Source organism: Halorubrum salsamenti (assembly GCF_007671685.1).
In the GTDB taxonomy this organism is placed as follows: domain Archaea; phylum Halobacteriota; class Halobacteria; order Halobacteriales; family Haloferacaceae; genus Halorubrum; species Halorubrum salsamenti.
This window is the reverse complement of record NZ_VCNL01000010.1, coordinates 29,107-50,955: the sequence shown is the minus strand read 5'-3', so window position 1 is coordinate 50,955 and position 21,849 is coordinate 29,107. Positions and strand designations below refer to the sequence as shown.

22 protein-coding genes and 1 pseudogene are annotated in these 21,849 nt (G+C 57.2%); 16 read left to right on the top strand and 7 right to left on the bottom strand.

What is annotated here, in order from left to right:
* Positions 1-432 precede the first annotated feature (432 nt).
* From FGL94_RS17235 to FGL94_RS17220, 4 genes are all read left to right on the top strand, one after another.
* A complete protein-coding gene (locus FGL94_RS17235; RefSeq protein WP_206664959.1) occupies positions 433-1,422 on the top strand; it encodes a site-specific integrase in 990 nt (329 codons plus the stop codon).
* 759 nt (positions 1,423-2,181) lie between these two features.
* On the top strand, positions 2,182-2,523 hold the full coding sequence (locus FGL94_RS17230) for a DUF7344 domain-containing protein (RefSeq protein WP_144927935.1): 342 nt from the start codon (positions 2,182-2,184) through the stop codon (positions 2,521-2,523).
* Entirely contained in the window at positions 2,523-3,209 is a 687-nt protein-coding gene (locus FGL94_RS18695; RefSeq protein ID WP_241659232.1) for a hypothetical protein, read from the top strand. The genes FGL94_RS17230 and FGL94_RS18695 overlap by 1 nt, the downstream gene beginning before the upstream one ends.
* Positions 3,206-4,252, top strand: a complete 1,047-nt coding sequence (locus tag FGL94_RS17220; RefSeq protein WP_144927884.1) for a restriction endonuclease — start codon at positions 3,206-3,208, stop codon at positions 4,250-4,252. Before FGL94_RS18695 ends, FGL94_RS17220 begins: the two co-directional genes overlap by 4 nt.
* Before the next feature lie 196 nt (positions 4,253-4,448).
* On the opposite strand, the gene FGL94_RS17215 is transcribed toward FGL94_RS17220, so the two are convergent.
* Positions 4,449-5,750, bottom strand: a complete 1,302-nt coding sequence (locus tag FGL94_RS17215; RefSeq protein WP_144927881.1) for a site-specific recombinase — start codon at positions 5,748-5,750, stop codon at positions 4,449-4,451.
* Positions 5,751-6,224: 474 nt separating this feature from the next.
* Between FGL94_RS17215 and FGL94_RS17210 the strand changes: the two genes are divergently transcribed.
* The 3 genes from FGL94_RS17210 (at position 6,225) to FGL94_RS18470 (ending at position 8,599) form a co-directional block, all read left to right on the top strand.
* Entirely contained in the window at positions 6,225-7,154 is a 930-nt protein-coding gene (locus tag FGL94_RS17210) for a nucleotidyltransferase family protein (RefSeq protein ID WP_206664958.1), read from the top strand.
* Positions 7,154-7,792: a Cap15 family cyclic dinucleotide receptor domain-containing protein gene (locus tag FGL94_RS17205; protein WP_144927878.1), complete on the top strand. Its 639-nt coding sequence runs from the start codon at positions 7,154-7,156 to the stop codon at positions 7,790-7,792. The genes FGL94_RS17210 and FGL94_RS17205 overlap by 1 nt, the downstream gene beginning before the upstream one ends.
* Positions 7,793-8,422: 630 nt before the next feature.
* The gene (locus FGL94_RS18470; protein ID WP_186313443.1) at positions 8,423-8,599 is read left to right on the top strand and encodes a hypothetical protein; all 177 of its coding nucleotides are present in this window, start codon (positions 8,423-8,425) and stop codon (positions 8,597-8,599) included.
* 17 nt (positions 8,600-8,616) lie between these two features.
* Here FGL94_RS18470 and FGL94_RS17195 read toward each other — a convergent pair whose 3' ends face one another.
* Positions 8,617-9,408 carry a hypothetical protein gene (locus tag FGL94_RS17195; RefSeq protein WP_144927874.1) on the bottom strand — a complete coding sequence of 264 codons (792 nt, stop codon included), beginning with the start codon at positions 9,406-9,408 and terminating at the stop codon, positions 8,617-8,619.
* Positions 9,409-9,513: 105 nt separating this feature from the next.
* On the opposite strand from FGL94_RS17195, the gene FGL94_RS17190 reads away from it, so the two are divergent.
* Genes FGL94_RS17190 through FGL94_RS18465 form a run of 3 tightly spaced genes read left to right on the top strand, consistent with a single transcriptional unit; the run spans position 9,514 to position 10,350 of the window.
* Complete coding sequence (locus FGL94_RS17190) at positions 9,514-9,807, top strand: hypothetical protein (RefSeq protein WP_144927870.1); 294 nt, start codon at positions 9,514-9,516, stop codon at positions 9,805-9,807.
* Entirely contained in the window at positions 9,804-10,196 is a 393-nt protein-coding gene (locus tag FGL94_RS17185) for a hypothetical protein (RefSeq protein ID WP_144927867.1), read from the top strand. Before FGL94_RS17190 ends, FGL94_RS17185 begins: the two co-directional genes overlap by 4 nt.
* A gap of 4 nt (positions 10,197-10,200) precedes the next feature.
* Positions 10,201-10,350 carry a hypothetical protein gene (locus tag FGL94_RS18465; RefSeq protein ID WP_186313441.1) on the top strand — a complete coding sequence of 50 codons (150 nt, stop codon included), beginning with the start codon at positions 10,201-10,203 and terminating at the stop codon, positions 10,348-10,350.
* Between the two features lie 722 nt (positions 10,351-11,072).
* On the opposite strand, the gene FGL94_RS17180 is transcribed toward FGL94_RS18465, so the two are convergent.
* Positions 11,073-11,804 (bottom strand): hypothetical protein, encoded by a 732-nt coding sequence (locus FGL94_RS17180; RefSeq protein WP_144927864.1) that lies wholly within the window; start codon positions 11,802-11,804, stop codon positions 11,073-11,075.
* A 269-nt stretch (positions 11,805-12,073) separates the two neighbouring features.
* Between FGL94_RS17180 and FGL94_RS17175 the strand changes: the two genes are divergently transcribed.
* On the top strand, positions 12,074-12,586 hold the full coding sequence (locus tag FGL94_RS17175) for a hypothetical protein (RefSeq protein WP_144927861.1): 513 nt from the start codon (positions 12,074-12,076) through the stop codon (positions 12,584-12,586).
* An 11-nt stretch (positions 12,587-12,597) separates the two neighbouring features.
* Here FGL94_RS17175 and FGL94_RS17170 read toward each other — a convergent pair whose 3' ends face one another.
* Positions 12,598-12,879, bottom strand: coding sequence for a helix-turn-helix transcriptional regulator (locus FGL94_RS17170; RefSeq protein ID WP_144927858.1), 282 nt, complete (start codon positions 12,877-12,879; stop codon positions 12,598-12,600).
* A 154-nt stretch (positions 12,880-13,033) separates the two neighbouring features.
* The gene (locus tag FGL94_RS17165; protein ID WP_144927855.1) at positions 13,034-13,267 is read right to left on the bottom strand and encodes a hypothetical protein; all 234 of its coding nucleotides are present in this window, start codon (positions 13,265-13,267) and stop codon (positions 13,034-13,036) included.
* Positions 13,268-13,394: 127 nt separating this feature from the next.
* Here FGL94_RS17165 and FGL94_RS17160 point away from each other — a divergent pair, with 127 nt between their 5' ends.
* From FGL94_RS17160 to FGL94_RS17155, 3 genes are all read left to right on the top strand, one after another.
* Positions 13,395-14,567 (top strand): tubulin/FtsZ family protein, encoded by a 1,173-nt coding sequence (locus FGL94_RS17160; RefSeq protein WP_144927852.1) that lies wholly within the window; start codon positions 13,395-13,397, stop codon positions 14,565-14,567.
* A 182-nt stretch (positions 14,568-14,749) separates the two neighbouring features.
* On the top strand, positions 14,750-14,917 hold the full coding sequence (locus tag FGL94_RS19075) for a DUF7837 family putative zinc-binding protein (protein ID WP_449405034.1): 168 nt from the start codon (positions 14,750-14,752) through the stop codon (positions 14,915-14,917).
* A 232-nt stretch (positions 14,918-15,149) separates the two neighbouring features.
* Positions 15,150-15,497 carry a DUF6788 family protein gene (locus tag FGL94_RS17155; RefSeq protein WP_144927850.1) on the top strand — a complete coding sequence of 116 codons (348 nt, stop codon included), beginning with the start codon at positions 15,150-15,152 and terminating at the stop codon, positions 15,495-15,497.
* A 66-nt stretch (positions 15,498-15,563) separates the two neighbouring features.
* On the opposite strand, the pseudogene FGL94_RS17150 reads toward FGL94_RS17155, so the two are convergent.
* Positions 15,564-15,776: pseudogene (locus FGL94_RS17150) on the bottom strand (TRAM domain-containing protein); the annotation flags it as partial.
* Positions 15,777-15,901: 125 nt separating this feature from the next.
* The gene (locus FGL94_RS17145) at positions 15,902-17,467 is read right to left on the bottom strand and encodes an ATP-binding protein (RefSeq protein ID WP_144927844.1); all 1,566 of its coding nucleotides are present in this window, start codon (positions 17,465-17,467) and stop codon (positions 15,902-15,904) included.
* 338 nt (positions 17,468-17,805) lie between these two features.
* On the opposite strand from FGL94_RS17145, the gene FGL94_RS17140 reads away from it, so the two are divergent.
* Positions 17,806-19,899: a vWA domain-containing protein gene (locus tag FGL94_RS17140; protein ID WP_241659231.1), complete on the top strand. Its 2,094-nt coding sequence runs from the start codon at positions 17,806-17,808 to the stop codon at positions 19,897-19,899.
* The gene (locus FGL94_RS17135) at positions 19,899-21,674 is read left to right on the top strand and encodes a HEAT repeat domain-containing protein (protein WP_144927840.1); all 1,776 of its coding nucleotides are present in this window, start codon (positions 19,899-19,901) and stop codon (positions 21,672-21,674) included. Before FGL94_RS17140 ends, FGL94_RS17135 begins: the two co-directional genes overlap by 1 nt.
* The last annotated feature ends 175 nt before the right edge of the window (positions 21,675-21,849 follow it).

The window sequence follows — 21,849 nt, the reverse complement described above, 5'->3', positions numbered from 1 at the left end:
GGTGAGAGGGTTTAGTAATGAATTCAGTCCATGGATATGCCGAGATCGATAGACGGCAAGGGTTGATCCGAAAGAACGCCGCGAAGATAACCACCGATCATGTCTAAGGCAGCTCGGAATCTCCGACGCCTTCGGGAGCGTATCTCCGAGAGTACGGATCTCTGTTCTGCTGATCGGGAGACTCTCAAGAAATTTGACACGCGCCTCAAAACTATTCGTGACCAGTCCGACAAAATTGGTATAACTCGCCATAACTCGGTTCTAACCGTCGTATTTTTAATCGCTTGTGGGACACAACGATTAACAGATTCACTTTCGGAGTCCACCGGCGCTGATGCAGTTGATGAAATAACTTCCTGGGTTTCCTCAAAATCCCTGGCTGGTGAGTCGAAGAATGACTACTACAGCGGGCTGCGGAAGTTCGCATCGGTGATGCTTGATGTCGACGACGCGGAGGACCTCCCGGTCCGTTTTGCATCGATCAAAACAAGTCACGGGACAAACAACCCGACGCCATCTGCCTCAGATATTCTGCGCTGGTCAGACGTGACCCGACTGATCGAGGACCGTGCAGAATACAACCATCGGGACCCAGCGATTCTTGCGATTCAGTGGTCGTCTGGTGCGCGCCCTGAGAGCGAACTCTGGAATCTCACGTGGGGAGATGTCGAAGATCGTGGTGATCATATCCTTCTCTCAATCCCGGAGGATACGAAAACAGGAGCGAGAGACGTCTACCTCTACGTTGGTGCGCCCTATCTGCGTCGCTGGAAAGAGTTCCATCCTGCTCGCGATGACGGTGGGATCACGGACAGCACGCTGATATGGACGAAGCTCACCCGGAACGAATCAATTAGTTACACGCAGTACTCGTATCCTTTCTACAAGGCGCGTGATGCTGTAGAAATCGCTAAGCCCTGTAATCCACAGAATTTTCGTCGCTCGAGAGCCAGTGTTCTGGCGTCTAGGAGGGAAATTAATCAGGTCGACTTAGAGAATCACTTCGGGTGGGAGCGTGGCTCGAACGCTGCCGCTCACTACATTTCGGCGTTCGCCGGGGAGACGGGGAAGCATATAGCTGCGGCGGACGGACATCCGGTTGACGAGGCCGAAAGTAGAGCCGAGATTGCACCGATCAAGTGCCTCGAATGCGGTGAATACACGCCCCGGCACCGCGAAACGTGCCTGTGGTGTCCAGCTCCAGTTGATGCGAGCGTCGACGAACAGGACACTCTTCGCCAAATTTCCGAGACTGGGACCGACCGTGATCTACTCGGGCTGGTGATGGACGGGGAAGTGAATGCCGACGATCTCCGCGCCATCAAGAAGCTCAAGCCTGTGCTTCAGTCAAACCCGGGGACTCTCCTCGACCGAACAGACGAGCTCATCCAGATGACTGAGGGCTACAACACACCTGATTGACTCGGTCCGTGAGTACCAGTCCTCCGCTCGGCGTGGGGTGGGACCGATACACGATGCTGTCTTTGTATGCTCTGAAGGCACCGCGGAACCAGTCCAGCGCACCGGTGTACTTTGCCCCGCAATCTTTGTGGTATAACTCTCCACACGGGGCCGGAATCGCTCTGTTTAGATCGACGCACTCCTCACAGAGGCCGCACTTCGTGATGTGTACGTGTCTCGGGTTGTTAGCGCTGAGACCCATATTATCAGAAATATAATATATAAATGACACCATGCCCGTCCAGAGGTTGCTCATCAATCATGTCCTTGGAAACCAAAGTTGGACGCCGCGTGAGAATTATTTTTAGCCACCAGATGGGATGGTGTGTAGTTTAACAGGTGCTTAAGAAACCAATCGGATACCGTAGTTAGAAGCGTTTTAAACAGTGAATTCAAGAACTATAGTTTGTGACCCTCATATAAAAGTCACAACCGGTTCTCAACAATACACGCACGATTCCTGACGGAACCCTCCGGCGGTGTGACGCCGGAGGAGTCGTGCTGCCACCTAATGACAGCAAGCAATCCAAACAGGGCCAGGAGTGATAACTCTGTGTCTCAGCGTGTCGCTCTCGACACTGGCCTTCTGACACTCCACGTTGTACAGTACACCCGTGATGGCTCACCGAGCCCTCGCTACCGAACCCCCGGCCGACATCAATCTGTGGGGCGATCTGAGTGAGCACACCAACCGACGGGCCATCCTCACTCGCCATCCCGATGGATCCAGAGCGCGCGTTCACCGCAATCGCGAACAGTCGCCGCCGGCGTGTCTTACTTTCCCTCTCACAGTCCACAAGAGGGATTTCTGCCGGTGATCTGGCTATTGAGATCGCGGCCATCGAACATGCGATAGATCCCAGCAAGGTCGGCAGTGACAAACGGACCTCGGTATACGTCTCGCTGATCCAAACCCATCTCGAGAAACTCGATCAGAGCGGTGCCGTCGCGTATGATGACCGTTCAAAAACGGTGACGCCGACGGACGCGACCGAACCGCTTGCCGAACACATCCGTCGACTCCAGACTGCGTGTTACAAGCCGGACTCGGAGGGCGCCTGATGGCTGACTACCAGCGTGAACTGGAGACGCTCAGAGAGATCGACTCCAACTTTCACCGGTTGTTCGAGGCTGTCAACGATGGTGACGACGTCGTTTCGATGCCGGGTGGCGATCCACTCGCAACTCTGCGGCGGGCACGGGCACAGATCGACGCCGTACTGTTCGCGTCTCACCGCGGTCGCGATGACGTCACGCTTGCTGACGACGGTGCCTGCCTGCTTCAGTGGAACCCACTGAGTGCGCCACCGCGTCGCCTCCTCTTCGAACCCGACAGCACAGGCGAGTCCTGGACAAGCCGTGAACTCGAGTGGACTGGCGCGGAGTGGCGCTCCTGTGGTAGCGACCATGTCGAGGATGTCGCGATCCGCGCGCCAGCAGCCGCCCGGCACCCTGACCCCGTCGACCCGACACCGCTCGAAACGATGGTTGAGTGGATCCGTGACAGCTGGGCGCGTCCAGATCCGCCTGCGCTCGTGTTCGCGAAGACGGCTACAACTAAACAAGGTGTGATCGTCTCTGTCGACGGCGAGCTCCGCTACCGCGAGCGCGATAGCCAACAGTGGTATCCTGCGACGATAGACGAGTTCTACCACCATCTTCGCACTCACGGACAGCCAACACTCCGACCGCTCTCAGAAACCGCACTGACTCGCCACCACTTCACTCCCAGCCCGCTCTCTCAATGACGGACGAACCACTCTCGCTTCCACCGGGCTTTGATCGTGGACTCACCAAGCTTATCGACGCGACTGAGGCGTTCCGGGACGCTCTCTCAGAAGAAGAGACACTCTCGACCGTCCAAACTGTCACCACACGGCGGCGGTTGTTCCTCGCGTTGTACGCGCTCAAAACGACCCGTCGACAGATTGGAGATACAGAGCATCCCCCGTCCCAAGACGATTATGAGGTGGTGACGTGGGATGGCCCTGCTCAGGCACTCTATCATATCGAATTACGTCTCAATCGGCTGCTTGAGGATCTCTCCATTCAGGGGTACGACCACACCTCACAAGAGCATTCGATCGAGCAAACACTCGAAACGATTCGAGACCACATCGTCATCCTTCAGGACGCACTTTTTGAGGAGTCGACGGACACCACCACGAAGCTTGAGAGGCTCTCTACTCACCGATCTGTTTATGCGGACGTGGCTGGGCGTGGGGTTGGCGATGGGCGATGGCTTGAGTATCAACTCCAGCGCGCGTTGATGCGGTGGGGGTATCGAGCAGAGACGCGCCAGCACCTGTTCGGTCTTGAGGTCGATGTCGTCGCCAGCCGGAAGCCAAAACAACAGAAGCCGACTGATTGGATTGTCGCTCAGTGTAAAGACTGGACAAGCGACACGATCACGCCATCGACAATCTTCCGGTTGTGTACGGTCGCGTTTGCCTGTCGGGCAATGCCGATCCTCTGTCACACAACTGAGATCACACCTCGGGCTGAAGAACTCGCCCGTCATTTCGAAGTTCGAATTCTCGATCTGCGGGATCTTGAACGGGGTGCGCTTCCTGCGCCTCAAGTGTACAAGCCGACGACTGAACTCAACGAATGGCCTCCACAGTACAACGCTCGTGTTGATCGGGGCACTCTCCCCGCGATGTTCTCCTACGGAGAACCTGGCAAACGGTTCAGCTACGTTCCTGGCTTCACTCCTGTGGGGATGGACTACGGCTACGAACCGATTGATACCGATCGAGACGACGATACGCATCCCGCAGCCGGGCACTAACTCCCTGACTTGCCCGCGTTCCGCGGGATTGAGCGCGCCCTCTCACAGCATGGCTACGAGGACGCAGTTCAACTCGTGAAGGCCTTCAACTTCATCACGTCCGTCCAAAACCGGTACCAGTTCTCTGGATGATCGCTTTCTGACGCACTGGCCGCAGAGGCTACGGACATCATTCGTCGTTGACCTCGACAGAGCTCTACTGGTCACTGACTCGCTGGTCTGTCTGTGAGAACGCCTCTGTCGCCATATCGGCGCGCTCAGCCGCCTCGATGTGCTGGTAGGCCTCTCGGACTTGTTCCTCGCTGTTGTCGAGATACCGAGCAGCTGCGGCGTAGCCGAACTGTCGAACGAGGACCTCACCAACGCCCCGCCGGCCGCCGTGGAGTTCGAGATAATCGCCATCGAGTGAGAGATCCAGTTCGTCGCGACGCTTCGTGATCGCATCGTTGTTCCAGAGCCGCTCCATGATCGAACGTGCGCCGTCCGTGGTGAGCGGCTTCGGCGCGTCGAGGTGGTGCTCGGCGGCGACGATCAGGTCGGGAGTACCTGCCCGGACGCGTTCAATCTCATCATCGTCGAGACCGGCATTGGTGAGCCCCTTGGTGACGTGTGAGGCGAGCGACGGCCGGTGGAGCGTCGTAAACACCGGCCACGAGTCCGGCACGTCCAGTACCTCGGCGTACCGGCGTAGGGGACCGATGACGGGCTTGGGGAGTGACGCCTCCTTCCACTCGCGACTCTTCCGGAACACGGTGACGCTGCTGTCCGCGAACGACAGGTCACGCCAGCGAATCCCGTTGCGACCCTCGCGGTCCTCCTTCGGCGCGGAAAGGAACTCCGAGCCACGTAGGCCGGTGTAGGCGACGACGTATACGAGCGCCTGCTCACGGCACCGTTGGTACGCCTCGAACCGTGCCTGCTGTTTGGCCTGCCACAACTTACTCTCAGGGTCACCGCAATCAGTGTGGGGAACTTCGATCGCACCGAACTCGTCGAACGCTTCAGAGACCCGCCGGTCGACGAACTGCGTGATCAGATCGCGGTGGATCGGCTCCCACGCCTGCTGGTCGCCTGGGCGTCGGCCGTCGTTCTTGGGGAGCGGGTCTTCGGCATCCGATTCGCGGGCGTGGTGCCGTGGGAGATAGCCCTGGGCGTGCGCCCAGCCGCACCATGACGCGACGTGCGCGTAGTAGGTGAGAACCGTGCCGGCGGCGTACCCGGCGGTCGAGAGATATCGTGCATAGTCCGAGAAGACCGTTGTGTCGAGGTCCTCGAATCGGACCGTGTCGCCGTCGACGACGCCAGCCCACGACTCCGGCGGCGTGGCGTTCGCCGAATCGGCCGTCTTGCCGAGACACCAGCGTCGGAATCGATGTAGCTCGCGCTCGGCGTCGGTTCGGTACGCGCCCTGCTCGCCGGCGTCACCTTTCCCTTTGTCAGTGAGGTACTTCGTGAACGTGTCGTCGATCGGCGTCTCGACGGAGCGGCGGCCCGTCATTGGGCCTCCGGAGTGTGGGGGTTGTGCCGTCGGACCGCCGCTGTAGACTCCGCGATCCGGCTGGAGCAACTGTGTGAGAAAGAGTCGGCCATAATTCTGAATCTGGCTCGTTTGAGGCCACGGGTGGGGGTCACTAAGAACTTACTCTGTCTTACTCAGCTAAGACAAAGTAAATTTTTTCGGCCGCTACGTGATTCTGTGAGAGCTTATCGGACGATATCGGCTGCGAGAGCCCATTTTAGCGGCACGGGTTCAATATTATATTGTATATCGCTATATCATTTTCCGATCCCGGCGGAACCCCACTCAACCCCCCTTCTCTTCCCGTGGGATAGCCCCGCCTTCTGGCAAATTCTAGTGGTGATTACTACTTCCACACCGGTCTGGCTACGCTTATGTCTCCGGAATCAGTTGTTTCATCCGGATGTCCATTGAACACACCACATCCCGAAACGCAGCGGAGGCGGGCGAGTGATGGCGGTTCGGAAGTCCAAGATTCCCGATACATGGGCCAAGCGAGAGACAGCCGCAAACCAGAACTCGAAGACTGCCCGAGAGAGGATAAAGCGTGACCTGAATCGTGATCGGTCAGCTCTCGTTCAACAGACCGACATCAACGCGTTCACAGTCTACGCGCAGGGGTCGTACAAGAACTACACAAACACGAGAGGATCGAGCGACCTCGATCTGATCGTACAACTCAGATCCCCGTGGAAGCGGGATCTCAGTGATCTCACCGCTGAGCAGCGGGAACGGTACCACGATGAGAACTCCCCGGCTGATTACGGCTACGACGACGGCTTTCGTGATAGTGTTGTTCAAGCCCTGCGTCAGTTCTATCGCGAAAACCGGCTGAAGGACCCTATCGAGAACTCTGGAAAGGCGATTGAGATATCGGGCCGTCATAACCCGCTCCCCATCGACGTTGACGTGGTCGCCGCTCAGGAGTACCGCATCTACCACACCTATCCCGAGGATGGAGACCCCGAATACACAGAGGGGATGATGTTCAAGCCCCTCATGGGTAACGAGTGGTGGAGTAACTTCCCGAAAGTACACTACGAAAACGGGAACGCGAAACACGACAACTTCCGCGAGACCGTGCGGATGTTCAAAAACGCGCGGGGTCACTACAACGACAACCACTGGTTCACCCTCGACACGCCCTCCTACTACATCGAGTGCCTGATCTACAACGTCCCCGATCGTATTCTGAAAACGTCCGATTTTACCGACCGGTTCGATGACGTGCTCTCGTGGTTCGAACGAGAAAGCACGGACCTCACTGACTTCGATCAGGTGTCAGAGATGGAGGCCCTATTCGGTGACGAGAACACTCAATGGAACACCGACGAGGCTGAGAAGTACATTGGGAAGATGCGGGCAATGTTCGACGACCTCTAATGCGCGGGGCACACGGATTCTCGACAGACCAGCCACGACGCCGCCGTGTCGCCCTCTTTGGGTTCGGTGCAGCGGGTGTCCTGATAGCCGATAATTTCGGTCCGGTACTCGCCTCACTCACGGGTTACGATTTCTTCGATAACGTGACAATCTCGTTCGTTCTCGCGTCGACAGTCGTGTACCTCATCGTGTCGAGGGGGCTATGGAACTACCGCCCTATATCGATGGTGATCGGTTCACCGCCGGATCTTAATGGTGAATGGACCGGCCACCTCTACACGGACACAGATGAGTACGATGACGAGGATGTAGTTGCTGTCAACGAACTCGGATACGGCCTCGTGAAAATGGAAGCGACTCTGCGAATTAAACAGTCGTGGGACCGGATTTTTGTTGAGTTGGACGGCCCAAACACGACCTCAGAGAGCACGGGTGCGACCATCCTCTTCAACGACGGATCACCCACACTGACCTACAACTACGATAACGGAGGCGATGACTTCCACGACGAGTTGGATCAGCACGCTGGGACGACCACGGTTGAGTACAACCCCGCGACAGAAACGCTCGAAGGGACGTACTATACGGGTCCAAACCGGGAGAACCACGGCCGCCTCGTGGTAGAGCGCGTATCCTGAGGTCGGAAACGGTCTCTGTTCCGAACCACTTCTTTTTTCACCGTCTGTCCGTGGTTCTCCCCTTTTAGGTCCCTATTCATCGTCGGTTCCATGAACGCACGCCGACTACCGACCGCCGATCTTCCCGATCTCGTTCCGGGCGTCGCGATCGTCGACATCGACGAAGACCTTGGTGTTACGCCAGTCCAAGCGCTGCTACTCGATCGCGTCCTCAGCGGTGACGGTCCCACGTTCTGGGTCGATGGCGCGAACCGAGCGAACACGACCCGGCTCTGCGAACTCGCGCGGCCGACCGTGTCCTCGACCGGATCGAAGTCGCTTGCGGGTTCACCGCGTACCAATACACGTCGCTACTCGACCGGCTCGCCGGGCGGCTGGAGACCCGAGATTCGCCCTCGCACCGATGTGGATGGCAATCATGATCGAGCAGGAGAAGCGGATTTCCGAGTTGGAAGATCAGGTCGAAGTAGACTGAGTACGTGTGGAGATTAGTAAGCGTGGGCTTTGTTGAAATGATTGGTAGCTGATAGTTCGCTGAGGCTGTGCTACATACAGAGCGCGAGTCGGTCACGATGGAAAATTAGTTCAACTGGAGGAACGCAGATACGTGGGAACGCATCTCACCTTTGCATGGCCCTCCAGCGCCTAGGCAAGCGTGTCTGGCTTGACAGTCCCACGCTTGCAGGAGTCAGAATGGTGCTGTTCACGATCGGCGTGTCCGCCGGCTACGCCGAATCGACGGCGCAGTGCTACCGATTGCTGACGTTCGGCCACCGAGACGACGGGGCCTTGATCACAAATCTATAGCCGGATTAGCAACCAATTCAGATCCAAGTGTCTGAGTCTTCGCTCTGCTTATGAAGCTTGTTCGAGGCTGAAAGGGCGTTTTTCCTCACAGCCTGCTTTGTCACTCCGCGGGTAGTGTGCCAGTCCGAGGCAAGGGGGCTCGTGCTATCGGAATCATGTACGTAGCGTCCTTCCTTTCGATCATATGAGAGGGGCTGTTCCTCAACGATCCAGTAATCTAATGCCTCTGCACAAGACCCCAGTTCAGCAACTAATATCGCCAATTCTGCCTGCGCTACGTACCGTCCCACCTGCAACGGCGTCAGCTCAAACTCTTCCCCTTCTATCGGATGTATAGTGTCGTTAGCTGTCTCCGCGCTGAGGTGAACCTGCCCCGTACCGTCACTCCGATAGAGGACGAAAAGACTGCAGAGCAACTCATCTTTGAAGTAGCGTTCTGCAGTGAGCGTAATCGTCGGGGGGTCTCCTTGGTGCTGATTCACCTCAACAGAACCGAATCCGGTCATAGCACTACGTAATGCTTTCAGACACGGGCCGTATCTCGAATCTTCCCTAAGATCCTGCTCTTCGTGCGCATCCGTCACTCTCGCTGGTCTGAATCCGATATCCAGTACGTTGATCACCGCCTCCCCGGCATCACGGACAGCGGCCAGTCTTCTGTCTACATGAACCATGAGTTCCTGTATGGGGTGGGTGGACAAGTATCTGTTGCTACCTATAGTTGAAAGATTACTGATTAGGTGCCTTATTTGCTTCTCTGGCGGGTATTTAGAGAGATACCTCGAACTATAGGTAGAATTAAGTTCCATCGGATCACTACCTATAGTTGGGACTCCCAGCCGATCTGTGATGCGGCCCGGGTCCAACGGGCCGCCATCTGGAAGCCCACAGAAACGGGGGACTCCCTAAATGCAATGACCTCAGATGACCTATGGGGCGGGGAGCATTTGTCTCCACCGCTCTCCCAGACGACCGAGGACCCCGGAGGCGATGCCTCCGATGATCCTACAGATGCACAGGGCAGCAATCAGCACCAATCGGAGACTCCCGCTCCGCGCAAGCTCCCGACCGACACGCGCGCGGCCATCTGGTCCGTTGGCGAGCGGCCGGACGGCTACGAGACTGCGGACTGGCGCGACGACGAGATCCCAGATCTGTATCTTCCGGCCGAGGAGAAGAGCAAGAATCAGTTGGGGGAGGACCAATGAGTACGCATCCGCGGTCCGGCGCATCAAGCGGAGACTGGCCGCGCTGGTCGCTGCACGCGGAGGAGCAGTTCACCGACAAACGCGGCGATTCGCGCTCTCATGATGAGGTCGCATCGCTCGCGGCACGGGTTCGAGTCTGGCGACCGAATGACGATGACCCGTACTCGGAGGCCGACGAGGTAAGATACTACCGCTCTGGCGAGATGGACGATGGAGTCCTACTCGTCATCAAGCGCGGCACGATTCTGACCGCTCGCCCGGTCAGTGACACGGACTTCTTCCCCCGACACTTCGATCAGTGCTCGGGGTGTGGCGGCGTTCACGAGATGGTGTTCGGCGATGAGTGCCCGTACTGTACGCCGACACTCCGCGGTCTCACGGAGGAGTAAGATCATGATTCAGGAAGCAGCAGTCATCGGCAGCATCGGAACGGTTGAAATGACCCTCGCGGGCAGCCTCGGTGCGTTCGCGGCGGGAGCGATCGTCGGCGGATGCATCGTCGGCATCGCTATCGCTGGGACGACATACGCACTCTCGGAGTAGTTACGGAGCCACTCACCACCGTTTTTCTAAACATGATCGGCGAACACTGCGAGGTTTCAGCGTCCGGCTGGCACACGCAGCACGTCCTGCTTGTGTGTGAGGCGCTGCTTGATAAGGAGTACAGCACGGATGATCCCCCACCGCGCGTGGCGCACGCCTAGGAGTTTGGACGAGTACTGTTCGACAGCTCGGACATCCCACTACGTGCCCACGAGATCAAGGACTACGATTCGCTGACCGATTCCGTCGCGGGGACGCCCCACGCATTCGAGTACTGGTTGCGATGCAGGGCGACGACGAGTGGGTCCCGGACTGGTCAGCGGTTACTCCTGACCAGTAGCGCGGGACCGCTGTGTCTCGCTCCAACTGAACTACCGCTGGAGCCGGCTGGCCTGACACCTCCGTCTAGGTCAGATAGGGCTACACGGCCGATTATCGTCGAGCCTGCTGTACGGTATAACCAACACACGGCGGCAGGACAGCCGGGTTCGACCGGCGCGCCGTGGAGTCGAGCGCTCGCTATCCGGGCAACAAATGGGAAGAAATGAGTTGGCCGGCCAGTTGTGCCGCTATTGATCAGATTTCTGATATTCTCCGGCGTGTGATCTTCGCGACGCCCCCGATCGAGTAAAGCAGTTCGAGTTCGTGATGCATTCAGCCTCTGTATCTCGCACGCAGATCATATCAGATCTTAAATATTTCAACAGAGCCTAAGCGTGTTTTTAGTCAAATTCGAGGTGCTGATGGATTCGTGCGGGTAGAGTGTTGCTACGATGAGGATCTACCTCCCATCCGTGTTTTTCGAGTTCCTCAGTGAGGGGGCAAACATGCTTGTCACCCACGAGAACGAGTACGGAATCATGACCTCGCTCGTTACACCTTTCAGTGATGGTGTTAGCCATCTTTTTGTCGCGGGCACCGGTGTTCGCATAGCTAATTAGAAGCGAGGAATATACAAAAGGAAGAAGCACTCCGAGTAACAGTGTCAGTATCCAGATTGGGATTGAAGTTGTAATTGTAAAGATTCCGGGGAAACCGATAGAAAAAGTGTTAGCCATGAAAGTGTATAGAAATTGGAACACAAATGTCGTTAGCAAAATGCCGAGAGTCAGATTCACTGTCCTGAGGCTATAGGAATCGAATATCTCCCGCGTTTCAAGATCAATGGTATCGTCGAAATACAGATCTTCACACCTCGCTTCTTTTCCGATTTCATAGCCGGAACTGACTGGTATTTTAGAATAGAGATGACCAACAAACAGGTAACATATTTTGAGAGTTAGGATTCCAATTACGTAGAGGTTGTACCGAATACGAAGAGGGTGAGGGGTGATCGTCCCACTTCGACCTTCGCAGTAGAGGGCCTGATATTGCTCGGTGTCACGGTCCATCAACGATTTACGATCCGTTGCGAAGATGTGCCATTCACCTTGTACAACAGCTTTCTTTGACATGTCGTAACGCAGGCAGGAGATGTTAATAAATACCCACCCGCGCGTTCGACCAGCCAGATGGATACACCTGCTACAACGTCGATCCCACGCGGCAACTTCGATATTGCCTCGAAACAGACACGCCGGCGGGACCGGACCGTAGTATCTGCGACCTCCAGACACACCACCTAGACGTCTAGTTGTAAAACACTCTAATTCACGACCCCCACATATACTATCAAGGAGATTCCATCGCGGATATGACCGCGAGTCCTAACCTAAGCTCTCGGATGCGTGATGAGATTGATCGAGTCTATACATTTCCAATCAAATGCGGTAAACTAGGATTCGATTGTGAGAACTCGACAGTCCTGGTAAACCATCACGATGATGGAACGGCAACGGTCATACTTAATGACCCACCAGGACGACACGGATATTATGACAATTATCCAGAAGTAACGGAAGACGAACCCAAGTATCAGGCAAAGAGTGAACTTGCGACCGATTTGGTGGACTCGGCGGAAACAATTCTTGATGAATATGACCCTCAAACAAGTAGCTGGACAGCCAATAGTGGGAACCGGTCTTTGAGAGATATTTACGTCGAGGTCGATAGTGATGAAGTCGATGAAATTCTGATCAAAATGTGGCAAATTCTTGTGGAATTCAAACCGAAATATCTCGACTATCTCAGACAGTACGAGCCCGATGAATTAGTCTCTCCAGATGCCTCTCTCAAGGAGAAAGTCGATGAGATTGCTGGTGGTCTAGATCAACCGTATAAACACGACTCAGAGTAGGATCAAGAGTGTCAGTTCGTATGATCGATATACTGTTGTTCCCATTCAGTCCGCGCCTTGATCTCTCTGGTGCCCCGACGAGTAGTAGTATACTCGTTGGTCCGTCGATCACGCTGGCTTTTCTCGACCAGCCCCTTCTCGACAAGCGTGTCGAGATTTGGATACAGTCGGCCATGGTGGATTTCTTTTTCGTAGTAGTCTTCGAGTTCGTCTTTGATCGCGAGCCCGTGGGGGTCCTCAAGCCCCGCAACAACATACAGGAGATCGCGCTGAAAGCCAGTGAGATCGTACATCGTTCATGATTCGAGTTATATTCATGAAATACTATCGATTTCTGGCATATCGGAAGTAACGATCCACCTGGCGGGCGACCGTTGTATTTGGTACAAGGGTGAACTATGCGATAGTAGAGAGAAGAGTCCGATAGAGAACAGACGTACCAACTCGTCACGAGCGTGGCGGAATCCGGATTTTGTCACCAACCTCGTATAGATAGCCCTTCAGGAGTAACTGCTCAAGGATATCGCGCGCATCAACAGGCTCGATTCCCTGACCTGCCAGGTATGTGATCGCCGTCTCATGAGTCAGCGAGTCGGTCTCGCCCAACTCCTCGAAATACGCCTCAAGGTAATCAAGGACGTCTTCCTCGGCTGGTGCGATCGGCCGCCGCGAATTCGGCATTGCCAGCACCTATGAAACGAAGGTAGTAGGGTATTGGGGTCACCATTGGAACCACCTCACGCCGCTTTCCCAGTATTCTTCGAACGTTTATCTGTTCCACCCGCGTAATAATATGTGGTGTGTTCACATGAAACTCGCACTAATCGGGGTCGGACAGGCGGGCGGGAAGGTGGTCGACGAGTTCTTGGCCTACGACGCTCGCACGGGTGCGGATATTGTTCGTGGAGCGATTGCTGTCAACACGGCGAAAGCAGACCTCCAGGGCATCGACCACCTCTCGCCGGATCGTCGGATCCTGATCGGGCAGTCGCGAGTGAAAGGCCACGGCGTGGGCGCCGATAACGAACTTGGCGCGGAGGTGGCCGAGGAAGACATCGGCGAGATCCAAGGGGCGCTTGACTCGGTACCGGTCCACGAGATCGACGCGTTTCTGGTCGTCGCCGGGCTTGGTGGGGGGACCGGATCGGGTGGAGCGCCCGTGATCGCTAAGAACCTCAAACAGATCTACACCGAACCCGTGTACGGCCTGGGCATTCTTCCTGGTAGCGATGAGGGTGGGATCTACACGCTGAATGCTGCCCGATCGCTCAAAACGTTCGTCGATGAGGTAGATAACCTCATGCTGTTCGACAACGACGCATGGCGGAGTTCGGGCGAGTCCGTTGGCGAAGGGTTCGACGCAATCAACGAGGAGCTTGTCCAACGATTCGGCGTGCTCTTCAGTGCGGGCGAAATAACCAAGGGAAGTGACATCGCCGAGAGCGTGGTCGACTCTTCGGAGATCATCAATACGCTCAAAGGCGGCGGGATCTCCTCGCTGGGCTACGCCGACGTCGCAGTCGATGAACCAGAGCGGACGGGGTTGCTCTCGCGACTCCGCGGCGAGTCGGACAATAGGATCGACAGCACGGAGGCCACCAACCGGATCACGAGTCTCGTGCGGAATGCGACCCTCGGCCGGCTCACACTACCATGTGAGGTAAACGGCACCGAACGGGCGCTGCTTGTCGTCGCCGGACCACTGGTGTATCTCAATCGGAAGGGAATCGAGCACGGTCGCAAGTGGCTCGAAGAGCAGACCGGATCGATGGAGGTCCGCGGTGGTGACTACCCGCGCCGCGGAGAGGGGACCGTCGCAGCGCTCGTGCTGCTCGGTGGGGTGACGAACGTCCCACGGGTGAAAGAGCTCCAACAGGTCGCGATCGAAGCACAGCAGAATCTCGGTGAGATAACCGACGAAAGCGAGGATAAATTCTCGGAACTGATGGATAGTGATGGAGAGTTGGAGTCACTGTTTTGAGGCGTCAAAATCGACCTGGTGACGCTGAGAAATACTTTCGCCCCGCTCGCCCGAAGTATAAGTTACAGCGTGTGTGATTTCGAGGTGAGGGAGCACGGCTGGGCAGTCTCACTGACTGAACCAGCTCTAAAACAGTGTCACACGCTCCCTCTCCCCCTGAAGTAACTCCCGAGTTCGTGAGTATGACCCCTGATGGCTCAGAGACAGTCCGTGGCGACTGCTCGTTCTGTGGCGAGGCAGTCACGGGTCGGCACGCAATCATCCACTATGAGACCGCTGGCGGCGATCCGGGCGTGTGGGCCGAATGTCCAAGCTGTGGCGAAATTGTCGACCCCAATAATGCTCAGTAAACAGTTCATTCAGCAGATCGTCAGGCTCGAGACGCTATCGACAGCGCACCACGAGTGCCGTCACTGTGGATACACCGTGGAGAAAGATGTCGACGAATGTCCACAGTGTGGCTCTCACGAGATTGTGGCCTACGATCTCGAGTGATTGCTGAAGCGCTCACAGTTAGTGGAGTAGGGTCAATTTCTTATGTATCAACCGAGCGCTCAAGAGGCTCCAATTGTTACATAAGGCATGGGTCAGCCGTTACCACCCACCTCACTCCCGAAGTATCTCGCAGAGGGGCTCCCGAAGCAAGATACGGAGACACTTCAGGAGATACAGCACTACGTTGGGGCACTCATCGAGTACCGCGACCAGCCAGTCAACACCGACGAACTTCCCGATACAGCCGAGCCTATCGATGAGCCCGACAATTCAGAAAAAGGAACGGTCGTCAAAGAGAAAGTCACCTGTGGCGACGCGAGCTGTAAATGCGTCAGCGGGAACCCCGTAGATATGCACGGGCCGTATCTCTATCGCTACTATCGTGAGAACGGGACGATGAAATCAGAGTACGTCGGCAAACCAGAAGGTGAGTAGGTGTGGATTGAGACGGTGGAGGTGTCGGTGACACCGGTCAAATAAAAAGTCGCTAGTACAAGGACGTTACAGCGCCCGCGAGTCGCGTTCGACGATGCTGGCAAACGCGACATTTTCTTGGACTTGCTCGACCTCGACTATCGGCGCATGACCTGGTTGTCCGCTGGGGACGATCACGACGTAGCCCCGTTCAACCTTCGCGATGCCATCGCCTTGATCGCCGGTCGTCTCGATCGTCACGTCGCGGACCTCACCCTCATCCACAGGAGGACCTTCCGACGTCGGAGCCGCTTCCTGGGCAGTCGAGTGGTGTTGGTCTTGCTGGGTCTTCTGTTCAACAGTCCAAGATATGGCATATTGTTGATCTGATTATGTTTTCAACTCACAATCGATTAGCCAATAATCTAGCATAGAAGCAAGTACAACCAGTACGGAAGTTGGATGACTCCCTCACCGAGAGCCTCAATTGGTTGTCTGCCGCGAACTGTGTCACCAACGAGGAGGAAGCCAAGTGGCACGTTGTACGCTTCTTTGAACTCTCGAATCGCTTTGAGCGAGTCCTCACGCTCGCGTGACTGATACGCTAGCCCAATCGGGACGGGAGTGCCATCCACCTCGAAGACAAAATCGACCTCACCCCCCCGGCCACGCCAGTACTGGACAGCTGGCGGTTGATCATTACCTTGTACAGCGTTGATCCCGTAGGCAAACCGCATCGTATGGTCGAACGCGGCGACACGAGCAAGGTCAGCCTCACGGTCGAAATTACTGCGGACGGTCGAGGCGTCGCCGTCGGCGAGCGCTGTCGTCAGCCCTGTGTCACGGAGATACAGTCGCACCGATCGGGGGCGGCTGTTGTCGTACTCGGTTACACCAGTCAACAGGTACAACTCTGCCAACGCGGGCAGGTAGCTGTCAGCGATCGTCCGCCGGTCAACGTCAAACAGTTCGACGAGGTCCTGATACCGGAACGGCTCAGCCCCGCGATTCCGAGCGGCGAGCGCACAGAGGCGTTCGAGATCCGCGATCGTTTGAATTGATTCGAAGCCGGGGACCTCTTGATACAGGGCATCGCGAACGTCCTCGCGCAGCTGTGCGTAGTCATCTTCCGTCAGATCTGCTGCGGACTCGGCGGCGCCGTCGAGGTCATAGCTGATGGTGCCACCCATCGCGAGGTAGTCGACAACCTGTGACTGGATGCGTCGTTCGACGTCTGCAACCTTTTCGTACTTCTGCCGAAGCTCTGCGACGAGTGACTCGGTCTCGCCACTCTGGAGAGCCGCTGGCAGGCTGTTCTCCCCGGTTCGAAGAGAGGTGGGGCTCACGCGAGTGTCTTCTTCCTCAAGATCTGGATACAGCGTGAAGAGGTAGTCCCGGAACTTCTCAGGGAGAATGGGCTGGATATCGTAGTCTTCGGCCGGCATCGCGATGCTTTCGAGTTCCCGTTCGACTTGAATGCCGGCGCTGGCGGTCAAGACGACGTGTCGTCCCGGGACGTCCTCGAGCAATTCTGCGACGGGGACGCCCCACCCGTCGATGGTCGGCTTGTTCGGATGCTCGATCTGGTGAACATCGTCGATTAGGATGAAGTGTGGGTGGTCTGCTTCGATGCGGCCGAGAACCCTGCTCTCGTAGTACCGAACTGCGCGTCGTAGCTGTTCGTCCGACTGGAGTTGGTAGAGCGGATCGGCGTCGAAGGGAAGATAGAGGAATCGTTCCGGATCGTCGCCAGTCTCGATGCGATGGTGAATGAACTGGTGGAGGAGCGTGGTTTTGCCGACCCCCCGCCGTCCAACGAGGCCGAGAAGCGGTTGGTCCTCGAACTGGCTGCCGGACTCGTCGGGACGGGCGAGATGATAGAAATCGCTTTTTTGCCGTGCCGGGAGTGAGAATGCTTCTGTCCCGTGTTCCCACCACGGATTATGGTCGTGAAGCGCCCGGACGAGAGCGTCACCAGCGTCGATAGGCATGGGTTTGTTGACTAACCCACGACGCCCTTCGCAATGATTGTTTCGACTTAATACTCGACAGTATAGAGGCGGTTACTTACTAATAATCCATCTTCTAGAGTATAGTATTCTACAAACACGCTACAAAGAACACTCTGATGGGTCTTTTCTCTCTAATATCTGCTCTATCTTGCTCATTGGCGAAGCATTTATCACATCTTGGAGCACACTAATGAGTGTGAAGGTGGATAAAGACGCATCGTAATGATGGTTACTCCCCCTTCGTTTCCGGGGCGAGCGCACACACTATCGGCAACCACCCGTTGGCTGTCCGGGGAATGGCAGGCCACACAGATACCATGGATACGATGTACGCGGACATAGAGGACGGGAAGCGTCACGATATCGCAGTCGAATTCATCACTCGGCGAACCATCGACTGCGACGGAGAACACGTCCACCGCTTGCTGGTCGTCGATCAATCGGGGAAGCAGTTCACGGTACTCGCCACGCCTGGCAGCGAGGCACTCCTAGGCCTGAAAACCGGGGCAACCCACCGCATCTCGGGGCTGCTGGGCGCTGCCCCTGTCACCTCAGCAGACGACATCAGGGCTGAGTGTCCTGATTGCGGGGGACAGCTTCGACCAGGACAGGTCGTCGATGCAGCTGGAGCAGCCGTCACGCAAGCCGCGTCACAGCTCTCTCTCGACGAACCGTTCGGAATCATCGATGCCAGTGCGACGGTCCGTCGCGTTCGGGAGAACCGGTCGCTCATCGACGACTGGACGCCGATGGACGACGACAGGTCGGTCACCCCACCCGACTACGTCTGTGAGTCCTGTGGGCGCCACGTCGACGCGTACGAACTTCGGGAGACCGCCGAGGCCGATCAGATGCTCGAAAATCAGGTGATGGAGAGCGCATCACCGGCGCCAGCAAGTGCGGACATGGCGAGCCCGGAGACGGTCGGTCTCGCCGCTGGCGGGGCGAAAGACGTGGCCAACTTTCGGGAAAACGTCGCAAACAGGTATACGCCACAGCCGGAGGCGATCAGCGACGAGGGGCTGTTCTACGATTATCACTTTGAGACGGGCACGCGGACCGAATCGGAGGCCCTGTTCGCGCCGCGCTACGCGGCTGCCGTGAGTGACCACCCGATCAGTGGGGAGACCGAACGCTACCTGTCGGTGGGGCTGGATTCGACTCTCTCGGCCGACGAGTTCGAGCGGCCGCGGCTGGATCTCGTCGCCGTCCTCGACGTCTCCGGGTCGATGGACAGCTCCTTCGACGCGTACTACTACGATGAACACGGCCGCAAGCGCGAGGCCGAGGACGCAGCGTCGACGAAACTCGACGCAGCGACACAGTCGCTGTGCGCGCTTACCGAGCAGCTCCACCCCGAGGACCGCTTAGGCGTTGTCCTCTACAACCACCGTGCCCACGTCGCGAAACCGCTCCGTGATGTCGGAACGACTGATATGCCGGCGATCCGTCGCCACATCCGCGAAATCGCTGCTGGCGGCAGTACGAACCTCGCGGACGGGTTCGAGGCGGCCGTCGACATGTTAGTCGAGGAGGCGCCCAACCCTGACGTCGAGCGCCGTGTCGTCTTCATGACCGACATGATGCCGAACACGGGAGCAACCGGGGACAGCGAACTGACGCAGCTGTTCGCGGACGCGGCTGCCGAGGGCGTCCACACAACGTTCGTCGGCATGGGACTGGACGCGAACGCGGAACTCGCTGACACCTTGTCGGGTATCCGCGGAGCGAACCACTACTTCATCCACTCGGCCGCAGAGTTTGAGCGTCGGCTGGGCGAGGAGTTCGATTACATGGTTACCCCGCTGGTGTACGATCTGAACCTTGACCTCGACGCGGACGGCTACGAGACCGAGGCGGTTCACGGATCGCCGTCCGCGGACGCCGCGACCGACCGTCTGATGCACGTCGGGACGCTGTTCCCCTCCGCTAAGCAGGACGGCGAGGCTCGGGGGGGCGTCGTTCTCATTCGCCTCGAGCAGACGAGCCCAGATGCCGATCTCGATCTGGTCGCCTCGTGGACGGAACGGGACGGTGGCGAGTACACCGAGCGCGTCACTGTCGACGTTCCTGACGAGTCCGGGACGTACGCGCACGAAGGCGTCCGGAAGGCGGTTGCGCTGGCCCGGTACGCTCGTGAACTCCGGACGTGGACGGCGGACATTCATGACCGCGCTGACGGCGCGACCGGTGTCGACGACTGGCTACTCCCTAACCAGCGCGGCCAGCACGAGCGTGAGTCCGTGCCGCTGGTCGTTCCTGACCGATACACTGAGCGGTTCGACCAGCTTCGCAGCTACCTTGTTGACGAGATGGCGGCTGTGGATGATGCGTCGATACAACAGGAGGTGGAACTTTTGGAGACACTGTGTCAGCAGGCGGCCGCGACGCCACAGGAGGTGCGTGACTGATGCTCCTGTTCGCGTTCGACCGGGACTGGACCGTTGACGTGAATCCACATCCCCGCCATGACGCTGTCCCGCTAGAGTGGGTACGCCATCTCGCCCACGAAATGCCACACGCGGTCTACGCCATCGGGAACCAGACGCTGGCTGCGGAAGCCGCGATTCTGGGTGTCGTCGACATCGTCGGTCGCCACCCCGACAATTGGGACGAGTGGCTTGGCGAGAAACAACCCGACGGCCGGTACGAGCAGTTCCCGCTTCGGCGCGAGCGTCTGTCACTCATCGCCGACCTCCACCCGGACGCGGACGGCTACGTCGTTGTTGACGACCTCGATCTGAGTGGTGTTGACGGGTGGGACCACTACCATGCGTGGGAGTTCGTCCCCGCAGTCAAACAGGGACAGATTCATTCCGACCTCCCGTGGGTTCGTGATATCGTGACCGACGGTGGGCTCCCTACGTCCGCCGGGATCATGCCGTCGGACGCGTCGATGCTCTCGTCGTTTCTCGACGACTACACCGATGCGGCCGGATTTGAGATCACGTACATAGATGATGGGACTGAACGAAAGCGGCTCTGTCATGACGTGTCGATGGATGCTGTGGCACTCGAACGACCCTCGATAGCGCCAGCACTCCAGTGTACCCCGCTCGCACCAGACAGTGACCAGTTCACGGTCCCCGTCGACGCGATTGAGTTGCTTTCCGTGGTTGAACCGCCCCCGGAGCTGTACACGGCTGACGCAGAGACGCCTGCCGAGGAAGCACTGGGACTTCGCCGCCTCGCCAGTACGCATCCTAAGGAAGTCCGTGTTTCATCGCTTCTCTCGATTTTAGACCGCACCGACGGTGATAGGAGACAAGATGAAAACGCACTCCGAGCCCTACGTCAAGTGGCCACGGTACGCCCAACAGAGTGTACACCAGCCATTCCAATCCTCCAGACGTTACTGGCAGAAGAAGGCCGCTCCGCACAGGTGGATGTGCTGGCTACCCTCAGAACCATCGGCGATACCGATCCAGGGGCAATTGTTCCACTCGCTGACGATATTGTTCCATATCTGGATTCAAATATACTCTCTGTCCGACGTGAAGCGACCAGATGTGTTGCTACAATTGCTAATGAATGTCCTGAGGACGCCGTGGACGCAATTCCGGCGCTCACAGCGATCATCGAAGATGAGGCTAATTCACTCCCGCACGCGGTGTATGCGCTATCGCGGATCTCACGTGAGTATCCAGAAGCAGTGAAACCAGTTGCTGAACCACTCGGCGAAGTCATCCTTGATGACTCGCTGTCGGACACTGTCCGGTTGAACGCGACTGCTGGGCTCGGTCGGGTCGTCGGTGAACACCCGAGCATTGCCGTCGAGATCGTTGACGATGTTGCAACCCTGTTTAGCGCTGAGAATCCACAGCTCCGGAATAACGCAATCGCGCTGATTGGCGATGTGGCGATTATTCACACCGACGTCGTTGAGCCGTATACTGAGGCGATCGCTCCCTTGCTAACGGTCGATGACACGTACACTCGAATTAACGCAAGTGGTGCGCTGAGCCGCGTCGCTGACGACTTCCCAGAATCGGTTGCGCACGTCACGCCGACGTTTATTGAGCTGCTGTCGGATGACGATCCACGGGTCCGTGAGAACGGCTGCTGGGCACTTGGGTATCTCTCTGCCAAAGAAGCGATCTCGGAGCTTGAAGATCGCGCTCGTGGGGATGACAACGCAGATGTCCGCAAGCGGGCATCATGGGCGCTCGCCCAGATCAACCAGTGATGCTTGTCTCAATGGTCCGATCGCTAGCCCGGTCGAAAGCGTTCACGGGTACAGAATGCTACGATCTGACAGGCACCGTAATTCTATGACAATTGAGAATAACGCATCGGGGTGTCTCCTTGGGTTGGTGTATTCTGGCGGTGCTATTTTGATGGGTCGACGCAGACTTGTTTAG